This window comes from Streptococcus mitis, assembly GCF_946190115.1.
GTDB lineage: Bacteria > Bacillota > Bacilli > Lactobacillales > Streptococcaceae > Streptococcus > Streptococcus mitis_CO.
Genome location: NZ_CAMHZG010000011.1, coordinates 1 through 13,874, shown reverse-complemented (window position 1 = coordinate 13,874; position 13,874 = coordinate 1). Strand labels below are relative to the sequence as shown.

The 13,874-nt window shown below is 38.0% G+C and carries 7 protein-coding genes and 3 pseudogenes; 2 read left to right on the top strand and 8 right to left on the bottom strand.

Annotated features, from left to right (window positions below):
- Window positions 1-9 precede the first annotated feature (9 nt).
- The 5 genes from N8L90_RS07055 to N8L90_RS07035 form a co-directional block, all read right to left on the bottom strand.
- Window positions 10-462 carry a NanQ anomerase/TabA/YiaL family protein gene (locus tag N8L90_RS07055; RefSeq protein WP_000575448.1) on the bottom strand — a complete coding sequence of 151 codons (453 nt, stop codon included), beginning with the start codon at window positions 460-462 and terminating at the stop codon, window positions 10-12.
- A gap of 271 nt (window positions 463-733) precedes the next feature.
- Entirely contained in the window at window positions 734-1,573 is an 840-nt protein-coding gene (locus N8L90_RS07050) for a carbohydrate ABC transporter permease (protein ID WP_033676563.1), read from the bottom strand.
- 15 nt (window positions 1,574-1,588) lie between these two features.
- The gene (locus N8L90_RS07045) at window positions 1,589-2,455 is read right to left on the bottom strand and encodes a carbohydrate ABC transporter permease (RefSeq protein WP_162489245.1); all 867 of its coding nucleotides are present in this window, start codon (window positions 2,453-2,455) and stop codon (window positions 1,589-1,591) included.
- A 221-nt stretch (window positions 2,456-2,676) separates the two neighbouring features.
- Window positions 2,677-4,005, bottom strand: coding sequence for an ABC transporter substrate-binding protein (locus tag N8L90_RS07040; protein ID WP_000672106.1), 1,329 nt, complete (start codon window positions 4,003-4,005; stop codon window positions 2,677-2,679).
- Between the two features lie 114 nt (window positions 4,006-4,119).
- The gene (locus N8L90_RS07035; RefSeq protein ID WP_261024801.1) at window positions 4,120-4,818 is read right to left on the bottom strand and encodes an N-acetylmannosamine-6-phosphate 2-epimerase; all 699 of its coding nucleotides are present in this window, start codon (window positions 4,816-4,818) and stop codon (window positions 4,120-4,122) included.
- Between the two features lie 279 nt (window positions 4,819-5,097).
- On the opposite strand from N8L90_RS07035, the pseudogene N8L90_RS07030 reads away from it, so the two are divergent.
- A pseudogene (locus N8L90_RS07030) lies at window positions 5,098-5,281 on the top strand (IS30 family transposase); the annotation flags it as partial.
- A 50-nt stretch (window positions 5,282-5,331) separates the two neighbouring features.
- Here N8L90_RS07030 and N8L90_RS07025 read toward each other — a convergent pair.
- The 3 genes and pseudogenes from N8L90_RS07025 to N8L90_RS07015 form a co-directional block, all read right to left on the bottom strand.
- Window positions 5,332-7,782, bottom strand: a pseudogene (locus N8L90_RS07025) (sialidase domain-containing protein); the annotation flags it as partial.
- 662 nt (window positions 7,783-8,444) lie between these two features.
- Window positions 8,445-11,684 (bottom strand): SIALI-17 repeat-containing surface protein, encoded by a 3,240-nt coding sequence (locus tag N8L90_RS07020; RefSeq protein ID WP_261024800.1) that lies wholly within the window; start codon window positions 11,682-11,684, stop codon window positions 8,445-8,447.
- A 562-nt stretch (window positions 11,685-12,246) separates the two neighbouring features.
- Entirely contained in the window at window positions 12,247-13,227 is a 981-nt protein-coding gene (locus tag N8L90_RS07015) for an acetylxylan esterase (RefSeq protein WP_261024799.1), read from the bottom strand.
- Between the two features lie 435 nt (window positions 13,228-13,662).
- Here N8L90_RS07015 and N8L90_RS07010 point away from each other — a divergent pair.
- Window positions 13,663-13,874 (top strand): annotated as a pseudogene (locus tag N8L90_RS07010) (GNAT family N-acetyltransferase); the annotation flags it as partial.

The following is a 13,874-nucleotide window of genomic DNA, read 5'->3' as shown; positions in this document are numbered from 1 at the left end:
CCTGATTTTTTAGTCAATCAAAATTTTAAAGAGATATTTGCGAACCTTCTCTTCCATACCTGCATAGCCATTTGGCTGATGTGGTTCTCCTGGGAAGAAAATCGCAAAATTGTGATAACCCAACAATAGTGGGTAGTGTTCATGACAATGAACAAAGCCAATATCACTTGCTTCGTCGAATGCTACTGCTTCATCTTTGATACGTGAACCGTAGCTCGAATATTCATGTCCCTCTACCAGCAAATGCAAATCTGCATAGTTTTTATGATGCTCAAATTGATCATTTTCAGCTTGATTGAGGACATTTTCCTGAACAACTAGAAAGACCTTGTCCCCGTCAATCTCATACTTACCTAATTCAAATGAATCTTTACGATGCTGGTAGAGATAGTCGATAGCCTTGTCTAGATTGGGATGAATTCCTTTGTAAAAGGTGATGTTTTTCAAATCGTCAAAAATCATACTCTTTCCTTCGTTTCTGATAGCTAACTAAAATCATTCTTAAGTTTATAAGTGTCTAACAAAATCTCCAAGGTAAGAAAATACCCAACATTTTGTAGACACTTATAACCTCTATATTCTCTAAATCTATAAAATATATTTCTGTATCTTGATAGATTGATTTTCCTATACTCAATGAAAATTGAAGAACAAACTAGGAAGCTAACCGCAGACAATACTTAAGTATGGCAAGGTGACGCTGACGTAGTTTGAATTCGATTTTCGCAGAGTATTAACCTTTGACAGCTCCCATAGTAATCCCCTGTGTGAAGGATTTTTGGAAGACTAGGAAGACTGTTACGATTGGCACGGCTGCAAGAGCAGCACCCGCCATAATCAAACCATAGTTGGTTGCCATTTCAGCCTGCATGGTCGCAACCCCAAGTGAGATGGTTAAGTTTTGACGTGAAGTCAACATAACCAACTGCATGAAGTAGTCGTTCCATGTATTGATGAAGGTGAAGATTGCAAGGGCTGCAAATCCTGGCTTCACAATTGGGAAGGCTACGCTCCAGAAGGTACGAATCTCACCACAACCGTCGATTTTAGCTGATTCAAGCAATTCTGTAGGGATATTCTCACTGAACTGTTTCATGAGGAAGACCCCAAATGGCCATCCAATCAAAGGCAAGATAACTGCCCAAAGAGTATCATGGATTCCCATGAAGTTGACGATACGTACCAATGGCACAAGGACAACTTGTTTTGGAAGTGCCATGGCAGCGATAAAGATGGCAAAGAGAATACGTTGACCATAGAAACGTTTTTTAGCCAATACATAACCTGCTAGAGAAGAGGTTGCACAGACCAAAAACATGGTTACCAATGAGATAAACACAGAGTTCCACATCCACTGCATAGCAGGGTTTTGCACCATAAGTTGTTGGAAGTTTTCCATGGTTGGCATTTTAGGGAACCACTGAGGAGGAATAACGATTGTATCAGGTTGTGATTTGAATGCCCCTGTCAAAATCCAGTAGAATGGAAAGATAAACAGCACGGTCAACAAGAGCAAAATAATAGTTGAAATAACAGTGAAAGCTGTTAAAGGTTTCTTTTGTGTAGATTGCATAGCCGTCTCCTTTCTTTAATATTCTACGTCGTTTCCGAGTGCTTTAAATTGAACAAAACTTACGATCGCAATCATGACTGCCAAGAAGACACCAATTGTGTTGGCATAGCCATATTCTGTCAATTGGAAGGCTTTTTCGTACAGGTAGTACATCAAGGTACTTGTTGAGTAGTTTGGCCCACCAGATGTCAAAAGCTGAATCAAGGCGAAAACTTGGAATGAGTTGATTGTTGTGATGATTGCGATATAAAGAGTTGTTGGAAGAAGGCTTGGCCATTTAATCTTCCAGAAAACTTGAAATTCAGTTGCACCGTCTACACGAGCCGCTTCAACCAGTGAATTGTCAATATTCCCCATAGCAGCGATATAAAGGATAATCGGCTGACCAACTGAAGTTGTCAAGAGGATAATCATAATTGCCAGTAATGCCCAGTGTTTATCTCCCAACCAAGAAATATTCTGGCTGATGATATGACTTGATTTAAGGACAAAGTTTAGAATCCCTGATAGTGGGTCATAAATCCATTTCCAAACAACTGTTACGGCAACACTACCTGTTACAACAGGAAGGAAGAAGACGAAACGGTAGAAAGATCTGGCAATAGCATTTTGATGGTAGGTTTGCGACGCCACAAAGAGCGAAAAGAGAACAACAATCGGTACAGATCCAACAACCAAAATAACTGTGTTAATCAAAGATTTTGTAAAAACAGGATCTTTAAACATACGGATATAGTTATCTAAGCCCACAAATTCAAAACTAGTCATAGAGTAGTTAAAGAAACTTGTGATGAAGCCCATAATCATTGGTACTAAAACGAAGACAACGAAGAAGAATAAAACTGGCGCTAGGAAAGCATAAGAAATAATAGTTTCTCTCATACGAATTTTATTAACTTTCACTGTCGGCACCTCTCTTTCAAATAGAATAATTTTTTGACTTTCTTGAACTGTTTTAAAATCAAAATGAAATTTTTTAAGATTCGCTTATGTAAGAACTTCATTTTAATTTCGTGACAGTTCCTTACATTTCAAACAAAATCCTCCCTTTTCTTACATAGACTATGCACAGGGAAAAGGGAGGGATCAATCTGATTTAGTGCTTATTGTTTTGTAGCTTTTTTAATTGTTTCGTTAGCTTTTTCAGTGAAGGCTTTCAAAGCATCCGCTGGTTTTTCGTCACCATTTGATACAGATTGCAACATTGGGAACCAAAGTGTTCTCATTTCAGCAAAACCATTGATAGTGTTGTAGTATGGTGAGTAGTATTTAGTCCAACCACTGATTGTTTCCATACGTTTGTCTTCATAAAGTTTGCCAAATGAAGTACGAACTGGGAAGGCACCTGTACGAACAACGTCTTTTGGACCCCATTCTTTGTCATCCGCGATGAATTGAACGAATTTCTTAGATGCTGCAACTTTCTTGTCGTCTTTATTGTTGAATACTGCAAATCCGTTTACAAGGTATTCAAGAGCTGGTTTGCCTGAATCTGATGGGAATGGTACTTCTACTACTTCTACTTTACTTGCTTCCAAGAGTTTAGCTTGGATACCGTTTTGAGCTGGTGCCCAAAGGATTGTGTAAGATGTTTGACCGTTGGCAAAGTTTTGGATATCTGCTCCACCGTCAAATTGTGAACCGTTGTTCAACAAACCGTCTTTGATCCAGCTAGCTGCTTTTTCAAGACCTTTGACGAATTTAGGATCATCAGTTGTATATTTTGTTACATCTTTATCTGTTACAGAACCGCCGTAAAGGTTTGAGATGAAGGCACGTGTTCCTTGGTCTCCCCCTTGACCAGAACTGAACAATGAACCTGGTGTATATCCTTTATCTTTAAGCGCTTTCAAAACTTTTTCAAAGTCATCAGTTGTCCAACCTTCTTTTACAAGGTTTGCAACTCCAGCTTCTTCCAACATTTTCTTGTTCATAGCCATGTAGAATGGAGCTGAACTGATTGGATACATGTAGGCTTTATCTCCAGCCTTACTTGCTTGTACGATATTTTCATTGTTGACATCTTTGACAAACTCATCTGTGAAAATATCATTCAATTCAGCTAATTTACCATTTTTACCGTATTGGATGATACGTCCTGGTGCGTCAAAAAGTACGTCTGGAGCTGTCCCTGCTTCGATAGCTGTTGTGATTTTTTCAGGACCAGACTTGAAGTCGATGGTTTCCAATTTCACTTTTACATCTGGATTTGCTTTTTCAAAAGCTTCGATGATTGATTTTTCATATGTTCCAACACCGTCACCAGTTTTTTCTTGAGTGAAGACTGGGAATGCCCACCAAGTGATTTCTGTTTTTCCACTATCACTACCAGATTTTCCAGCATCTTTACTTCCACCAGAATTACCACATGCAGCAAGGCCAAGAATCGCAGCACCCGCAAGCACTGTACAAGCTAGTTTTCTAAATTTCATTTGTATTCTCCTAATTGATAAGCGTATCCATATTGGATAATGAGTAAGATTGCATTTGTATACGTTTTCATTTCATCCTACGCATCCACCACTCTCCTCTGTTTTTAAATTGTGTTATTTAAGACCAGCAACGAAGCGTTCTGTAATCTCTTTTGGTCTAGTAATAGCGCCACCTACAACGATGCCTCGCACTCCATATCCCAGGATTTGTTTGGCTTGTTCTGGTGTATGAATTTTCCCTTCTGCAATGACATCTACACCGGCATCACAGAGTTTTTTGATTAATTCAAAATCAGGACCATCCACTTTTGGACTGTAAGATGTGTATCCTGATAAGGTTGTTCCGACAAAGTCAATTCCTGCTTCAACAGCGGCTAGTCCTTCTTCAAAAGTACTAGTATCAGCCATCAAGAGCTGGTTAGGATATTTCTCTTTAACCAGACGAATGAACTCTTGAATCTCTAAACCATCGTAGCGTTCACGCTTGGTACAATCCAGAGCAATCACCTCGATGTCCAGTTCTGCCAATTCATCAACTTCTTTCATGGTAGCCGTGATGAAGGGTTCTTGTGGTGGATAATCTCGTTTAATGATCCCAATGATTGGAAGGTTTGTAACTTCCTTGATTTCCTTGATATCGCGAACACTGTTTGCTCGGATACCGACTGCTCCACCTTGCTCAGCCGCTTTGACCAGCAAGGGAATGACTCCTCCCGCTTCTGTATAAAGCGGTTCGTGAGGAAGGGCCTGACAAGAAACGATGATTCCATCTTTGATTTGTGCAATCAAGGCTTCTTTAGTAATCTGTGGCATCCTCTTTCCTCCTTTTCTTTGTTCTTATGAGTTGATTATATATCATTTATGAAGCGCTTTCAATACTTTGTAGTAGGATAGATTACAGTTTCAAAAGTATTTTATAGAACAGCTGTTTCTGAAAGTAGTTTCAGGTAATATAAATATCCGTATATACAACCAAATGAACTAAAACTCTTCGAAAATCAAATTCAAACCACGTCAGCGTCGCCTTACCGTACTCAAGTACAGCTTGCGGCTAGCTTCCTAGTTTGCTCTTTGATTTTCATTAAGTATAAAACTAATAAGAATCACAATAAGCTCATTCATAAATGGTTACCTAAAGAAACTAAGAAAACGACTTCTAAAGAAGTCGCATTCATCAAAAATTGGATTAACAACTATCATAAAAAATGCTTGAACTACAAGTCTCCCAGAGATTTTTTTGTTGCTAACTAACTTGAAATTTAGCGTTTGTATTTGAACGACAAGCCTAACACAGAGATGTTTTCTTATGTCTATAATTAGCTTTTATTTACTCAAGAAGTTCCAATTAAATTTCTTATAAAAAATTGTATAGCGATTTTGACTATTCTCGCTATGTTCATATAAAATTCCGTATTCTCCGTCACCTAAGTCTTGTAATGAATTATATGCAAATTCCCCACCTTGAATTAGATTATGCTTCAGCCAAGTTAACTCGCCATTTTTCTCAACACGTGCCAAGTGAACTAGACCATCTTTTCGTTCGCGTCCTGGCCCAGCAGCATTGCTAAGAATAATATACTCTTTCCCATCATGCATAGTATGAATAGCTGACATTTGCACATAGGCATCTTTTACTTCTGGATAACGTTTGATTGTTTTCTCCCAAGTCACTCCACCATCTTTACTAGTAGCAACCTGAAGATCTCCAGTTAAGCCACGCATGAAGAGTTTGACATCACCATTATTTAATTGAAGAACAGTTGATTCTGTATTTTGAGCGCCACTATTATTCATATTAGACGAGTGGATGACACTATTTCCAACAGGTCGATTATCATTTGGGGCTTCTCCAGCATGCCAAGTTACCCCATGATCATCTGAATAAATTAGACGCGAAGACTGCGAACCACCTAAATGCGAAATACTGTTTGTTGTATAAGCTGGTACCAATATCCGTCCCTTATGCTCACCTGTACGTAATACAATACCTGTTCCAGGACCTGTTCCAAGGAATTTCATCCAATCTTGTCGAATCCCTGGTGTGATATCTTTCGGTGCAGACCATGTTTTACCATCATCATCACTATAAGACATCCATAAATAGCTAGTATTTGCAACTCTAAAAGGATTTTTCGTACTTTGCGCAAAGTAAACATTACCAATTAAATCCTTCCCTTTATACAAATCACCTTTGTCGCTATATCCTAGTTTTTTGGGACTTACTACAACATGATAATCTGTTTTTTGATTTTTAGAATTATAAACTTCACCATTTTCACGAATTGTATAATATCCTTTTTCGCCTGTTTTATATAAAATTTGATAAGTTTTATCCCCTATACGCTCGTATGCTTTTTCAGGTTTAGCAGGCATACCGAATACTGCTTTTCCTTCTGGGAACATATCATAAACCGAAAAGATTCTCTTAGTTTCCGGATCTTGAACTAATACCATATCAATATTTAATGGCGACGGAGCAGTTTTGTCTTTGGCATCTGGATTATCACGAAGATTAGAAATTGTTATTCTATCTCCCCACGTCTCTCCTCCGTCCTGACTTCGACGAACTACCATACCAATATCTCCCCAATCTGCGAATTGTAAACGTCTTTCATCCGCTCCGGCAATTAATGTGCCTTTATCTGTTTTTAGCAGTGCTGGAATTCGGTAAGTATTAATTCCATCCTTATTCAATCCACCATTTACACCACTTACAAAAACTTCCTTCTTCTCTGTAATTTTTGCACTTTCCGATGATTTCACTTCTAAATCCGCTACTTTAAATAATTGACTGCGTTTCCCTACTTCTTCAGGCGTCAAGGCACGATCATATACAGTCAGATTACGAACCTGAAGATTGGATCCCCACATTGTTTGGTTTGCTCTCTTAGTAGCTCCAATCTGAACCTGATTAACATCTGGCATATCTTGAATAAAACGACCAGATTTTGTATTTGTTCTAGATAAAACTCCATTGACATATAAACGAACTTGTCCATTTGGTTGGTCTGCTTTTGGTCTTTCCACTGTGAAAGTAACCGAATTCCATTGACCAGGTTTTACTTTAAGCGGTGCATCTGAATAACTTCCGTAGAAATGATTTCCATCAGCTCCTCGTGCTTCGACCATTGCAGTACCTTTATTAACAGACATACTGAAATATTCGTCTCTTTTCTTATCACTTGATACAGAAAAGAGATTATAGAATTGCGGAGCATTAGCATCTGGTTTAAACTCCATATGAATAGTCGCATTTTGAAGATGTTTCAACTTATCTAATGCTTCTGCCAAGTCAACTCTTTGCCCATTTCCAGCATTCGTAGCTAGGTCTTCTTTTTCAAATACAGTTTTAACATTCTTCAAATCTCTGGCAAAGTAATCACGTGGAGGAAGCACAACGTCATCTGCACTTCTAGTTTTTCCTGGAAGATTCTCTGTTTTTTCTCCTCTTCCTGCATTTGATTCTACTGGAAAATTTCTAGAATTTCCCCCTTGATTAATTGGCACTTCTTCTTTCAGACTTTCCTTTTTAATTTCACCTCCATTAACAATTGCTGAAGCTAATTTACTAGAATCTACTTCTATTATAGGTCCTGATACAGATGTTCTACTTTCTAAAGTAGTTTCAACCTTATTTGCATCAATATTAGTAGTGGTTTCTTGTGCTAATACTGGTGAAATACCAGACAAGACCGAGCCGATAACTATAGAAGCAACTCCGATAGTAAATTTTCTAATACCATATCGGTTTTTACGATTAATAAAACTCTGATTCATATAACTCCTCCGATGCTTTTGCTAAGCGATTTTTTAAATTTTTTGAATTAGTTAAAAGGTTAGCACTGGAAAGCAATTCAACTAATACGATTGCTTATTCTTGATTAATCTATGACTATCTAAAAGTAATTATTTTATTTCCTAAAAATCTAGATTTTTCTTTATTATACAATAAAACAATATATTTTTCTATATTAATCTACAATAGATTCTATTTTCAGAAATATTTTTATACTTCTATCTTCTTTAAAAGTACTTTCGACTTCTATAACAAAAAGAGAAATAATATATGCTCCAATGTCATTAAGTTAGGACTAAACTTTCTCCTTCAATAAAGAGTGTAAACGATAACCCCTGAGCCTTTTGTTTCATATTTTTCTCTTTTCGCTTTACAATTAGCTTGAACACCTTTACTGTATCGCGCTTGGAATTTTTTGAGTATAATCTTCGATGCGCGAGTCTGGTATAAAAAGATTTTGATTTTAGGAATTCTTTATTATGAATTTTAAAAATCGATAGATTAGACAAAAAAGCGAACAATACAGAATTCTGAGTGTCAGATAACTCGTTTTGTTCGCTTTTTATATTTAAGGCTAGACTTTTGTCCCAGACTCGGTTTATTTTATATGAACATAAAAGTTCAAAGAACAACTGAAGACAAATTAACTGTCTTTTCGCTTATAAGAAATCATTACTCCAAGGATCGTTCCCACAAAACCGAATAAGATTGTTAGTAATGAAGAAGTCTCACCTGTATTTGGTAACATAGTTTGTTCATCGTTACCTACTTTCTTATCTAATTGATTAAATCCTGATCTCTCATTTGTAGATAACAGTTTAGGGGATAGAGAAAGTTCCTCGTTCTTTTTAGCTTCTATAGGTTTTTTAAATGGTGGATTGTCGATAGAGAGTCGGAAAGTCATCGCATAAATACTAGAATTGCTAATCTCAAAAATAATCTTTCCATCTTTTTGTTCGAATTCAATAGGGTATAGGTTTCCTTCTGGATCTACAGCATAAACATTCTCAACAGACTGATCCATAGCAAAAGTAACTAGGACTTTTCCGTTAGGCTGAACAGTTCTAGCAGCTGTATCCTTTAATTGAATATCAAATGCTTTATAGTTTAATGAACTTAGATCACTAACTTGAACTTCTTGAATTTGAACACCTATCACATTTTCCAATACTTCTTCTGAAGCTTGAATTTGCACACTTCCTGCTTCATTTTTGAAAATACGTTGTGAACTAGCAATTCTTGTGATAACTTGTTTCATTGTTGCTTCATTCTTACTATCTCTATTGTTATCATGCATAGGACTTGCTACCACACTCACTTCGCCTGTTGAGTTCTGTTTTTCAACTATTGGGGCCGATTCTTCTGATATTGCTAATGAACCCTTATATTCTGGCATTTCTAGTATAGGAGATTCAGTGAAAGGAACTCCACCTGTATAGTCTGAAAGATGATGGACCTCAGCATCCGCACCATTAACCCCGCCTCTAAACTCTGGCTTAGCTACGGTAGGAGCTGGAAAATCACCTAATGTGGATAGAATACCGCTATACTCTGGAACTTCTGTAACAAGTGAGTCGCCTCCATTCACTCCGCCTGTGAAGTCTGAAATGTGATGAACCTCAGCATCTGCACCATTGACCCCGCCTCTAAACTCTGGCTTATCTACTGTAGGAGCTGCAAAGTCACCAGATGTACCTAAAATACCAGAATCTTCTTTTCCACTATCTTTTTTTGGATCTAATTTCCCAGCTAAATCCTTATCCGAATCCTTCTTAGAGGGTTCCACTTCTTTATCTTCCACATAGACAGGATCTTTTGGTTGACCCTCAATATAAGAACGAACCCAATCCAGCTGCTCTTTTGATAAGACTAAACCACCACTGCGACTTCCTACAACACCATTTTGGTGAACTCCAATTAAAGCACCTTTATCATTATAAAGACCACCACCAGACGCTCCAGGTTTCGTACCTCCATAGCTAATTCCCTCTATTCCAGAACCGAAGTCTGTAGTTCCTACTACTTTGCTATCTAAAACTGGACTTAGCTTGTTATCTGGAAAACCATAGACCGAAACAGAATCCCCCTCTGCAACTTTCGAAGATTGTTTTACAACCTCTACAGGAGTTGATCCTTTTACCTCTTCTTTTAATCGAACCAAAGCTAAGTCATTTTTAAATCCAAATACTGAATCTTTTTTATTCCAATAAACAATATCATCATCTGAAAAATTCACAGACAACCCATTCGGTAAAGTTGCTTTATACACTGTATTGGTGCGACCAGACTTAGTAACTACCTCAGAACCTTTAACTGTTAAGAAATTATGAGCGACTGTTAACACCAAATTGGGTGCAATTAAAGTACCTGACCCCGACCCATCTGGCGTTTGAATGTGCGTTGTAGCATAAAAATTTTCTGAACCATTCGGAGCTTGTAACACCTCTTTACTAGGTACAGGTAAGTTCGATTTACCACTCAAATCGACTTTACCAACTTCCGTTCTTGCAAAATCCGAAGAAGAGGTAGATGGAGGAGTTACTGAATCTACTACCGCTCTTATAATTGTATTACCTAAAGCTAACTTACTGACATAGTCATCAGACCAAGTAGTATCACTTGCTAGTTTGTTAATTGGCACTCCGTTATAGGATACAACTTTAGCTGTTGGGGAAGTTGCTATTAACTGTTTGAAATCTGGATTTTGTCTTAAATAAAAATTCAAGCCACTTCCAACAGGACCTTCCTGAACAACCTTATCTGAAATCAAAGGAGTTCCTTTAGTATCTTCCACTCGAAGTAGAACACGACCTTTTTCTTCACCTTTTACTAAAGTAGCTCGACCTTTTTCATCAAAACTATACAAAGCACCGTCAATCTCAGACTCTACATCTTTTAAAGCTATATGATTTTCATCATAGTAGTAACGGTTTGCACCATCTGTATACCAACCTTTTATACCATATTTATCAATCATAGAACGAATCCAAGTTCTGTGCTTGTCCGTAAAGATAGTACCACCGCCAATACGCTCACTCTCAGGAGCGTTTGAAGTATTTGTTCCGTGCTGGTGGATACCGACTACCTCTCCCTTATCATTAAACAAAGGAGCGCCTGAAAAACCTCCTAAAGCTGAGGAATGATAAGTGACTGCACCACTCTCTTTATTGATACTGCTCACAGTTGTGGAGACTGAATAAGCCTTACCATCTTTCAATCGAGCTTTATTTTCTTTACTTAAATTTGGAGTAGAAAAATCATTGGGATATCCGACCATAGTGATGCTATCACCCGTAGAAACCTCTTTATCACTCAACTCTCTTGGAGAGTCCTCACCACCTGTCATAGCTTCTACAGGCTTTTTAGTTACCACTACTGCTAAGTCGTTGCTGTAGTCTTTACCAAAGTCTTTGCCGTTATACAAGTGAATCGAGTCTTTTTCAAGAGTTTCCGATACACCAGAAGTAGGTACTTTATTGTTCTTTTCCGTCTCTGAGTTCATCACCACATAACTACGAGCAGACTCCCCACCACGCAATACTGCAGACTTATCCTCTTGGTTTTTATCATAGTAGTTATGAGCTACTGTTACCATCACATTCGGCGCTACGAATACACCACTGCCAGACGCAGTTTGTTTTCCACTTGTTCCACTATCATAAGTAGTATAAGTCATAGCAACACCTTCTGCAGATTTACTATGAACGTCCACATCGTGAATATCACTACCGCCTTGAATGACATCAGCAGAAACAACCCCGCCACCAATAATTGGTAACTCTGGTGCAGCTAAGCCAATCACTGCGGATAGTGTCAAACAACCAACCAAACCATAAGCTTTGGATTTACGAAATTTTCCTAAACCTTTTAAACACACAAACATACATTACCTCACTTTAACTTTCAAAATTAATTTATCCAAGTATATTCTAAAAAATAAAATATTACAGTTTCCATTAGCATAACATTCTCTACTTTGATTCTTACAATAAAAATAGCTATAGATTATTTTGTTCCTTTACAAATGCTATTTAAGTACTGTATCTACAGGAATATCGTTTTTACAAGATATTATCCTAATGAGAAAACCATCTTATACATAAACGTATATATAAATGTTCATTTGTAGCGAAACTGTATATTTTCTTATAAATTATAACATATTTCACAGACGCTTTCCAATGTATTGAAATAGCTTATACCCAACTAGATAGAAAATGAATTGTTTGACACCACAGCCCAGAAAAAACTCATACTCAATAAAAATCAAAGAGCAAACTAGGAAGCTAGCCGCAGGCTACTCAAGACACTGTTTTGAGATTGCAGATAAAGCTGACGTGGTTTGAAGAGATTTTCGAAGAGAATGAATTTCAAAGGATATATGAACTAGAATATTTGCTGACTAGACTCTGTACAAAAAGAGAGCTACTAGACTCTCTCATTCATCACTTCACATACTTAAAAGGAATCTCACTACCACAGAGCCAGTTGTAGACTTGGTCGTTGACAAAAACATTCATGGCTTCATGAGCATACTCTGGCATGATACGATAGGCCTTATCGCAGGTCAAACGATTGTAAATCGCAAACTGGGTAATAGGATAGCAAACATCGTCGTCCAAGCCAGTAATCATCTTAACTTCACCCTTGATACGATGAGCAAGATTTTTCACATCGATATAGGCAAGGGTCGCCATGATGTCCTCCTCAGTTTCATGGAAGGGGTCGTGAAACTTGAAATAACGGAAAAGTTCGTCGTAAGCCTCGCTAGTATTACCAATCTCAAGCACTCGTCTGAAGTCTGACAAGAAAGGATAGATGGCAACTGTTTTCTGAATCCGAGGATTGAGCGCTGCCGCAACCAAGGCTAGAGCACCACCTTGAGAGGCACCATAGCTAGAAAGTCGCTTTTCATCCACCTGAGGCAGACTAGCAACAATTTCAACCAACTGGTAAATGTCCAGATAAACATCCTTATAAAAGAGGTGATCCCGACCTTCCACAGCACCACGGATAATATGCCCCTTAACTGTATTTCCTAGAGGAGAACGCAAGCCGTCTTGTGAGTAACCCGACTGCCCCCGCACATCCATGGAAACAACGCCATAACCAGCAACGGTGAAGGCCAGCATGTCAGCCCAGTCCCAGCCACGTCCCATATAACCATGGAAATGGAAGATTAGTGGAACCTTCTCCTCACTTTTTGGAAGAACGACGCGTGCATAGACCTTACCTTCATTGGTTCCTTCAAAGGTTAATTCATAGCACCTGACTTGAGGAATGTGGAAATCCCTTTCCTCCAAGTGGTAGGCTGGAAGAGTTGAAACTTTTTTCACCTCCTCATCCCAGAAAGCATCAAAGTCTTCTGGAACCTCATCCCTGCCTTTATAGGTCTTAATTTCTTCTAGCAAAGCTGGATTTTTCATAATATACTCCTTTTATTTTGTAATCGCTATCACAACTGTAGCATATCTAGAAAAGCATTGCAAGAAAGAAGGGTAATACTCTTCGAAAATCTCTTCAAACCACGTCAACGTCGCCTTGGATTATATATGTAACTGACTTGGTCAGTCTTATCTACAACCTCAAAGCAGTACTTTGAGCAACCTACGGCTAGTTTCCTAGTTTGCTCTTTGATTTTCATTGAGTATAATATAGAAAGTGAATTTAGATTTTATTTCTTCAAACCTACTGACTGAAAGTCTAATAAATTGAATCTAGAATAGTACCAATCAACTTCTAAAGTATTTTTAGAAATTAATGTGAATGCCACAGTTGATTTGTCTACAGTTTATCTCAATATACTATAGTTTCAATGGAGATTGAATAGAGAATCACACACCAGAAAGCGAGGTAACATCATGAAAGCAATAGGTACGCAAATATTACAGACAAACCGTTTAATCTTGAGAAGATTTGTGGAGAGTGATGCGGAAGCCATGTTTCAAAATTGGGCTTCGTCTGCTGAGAATCTGACCTATGTTACTTGGGAGCCCCATCCTGATGTTGAGGTCACTCGAAACTCGATTTGTAATTGGGTTGCTTCCTATGCCAATCCCAACTATTACAAATG

Coding starts and splice junctions, on each gene's coding strand:
- N8L90_RS07035 (WP_261024801.1), bottom strand. CDS start 4,818: ATGCCACAGATTACTAAAGAAGCCTTGATTGCACAAATCAAAGATGGA.
- N8L90_RS07040 (WP_000672106.1), bottom strand. CDS start 4,005: ATGAAATTTAGAAAACTAGCTTGTACAGTGCTTGCGGGTGCTGCGATT.
- N8L90_RS07045 (WP_162489245.1), bottom strand. CDS start 2,455: ATGAGAGAAACTATTATTTCTTATGCTTTCCTAGCGCCAGTTTTATTC.
- N8L90_RS07055 (WP_000575448.1), bottom strand. CDS start 462: ATGATTTTTGACGATTTGAAAAACATCACCTTTTACAAAGGAATTCAT.
- N8L90_RS07015 (WP_261024799.1), bottom strand. CDS start 13,227: ATGAAAAATCCAGCTTTGCTAGAAGAAATTAAGACCTATAAAGGCAGG.
- N8L90_RS07020 (WP_261024800.1), bottom strand. CDS start 11,684: ATGTTTGTGTGTTTAAAAGGTTTAGGAAAATTTCGTAAATCCAAAGCT.
- N8L90_RS07050 (WP_033676563.1), bottom strand. CDS start 1,573: ATGCAATCTACACAAAAGAAACCTTTAACAGCTTTCACTGTTATTTCA.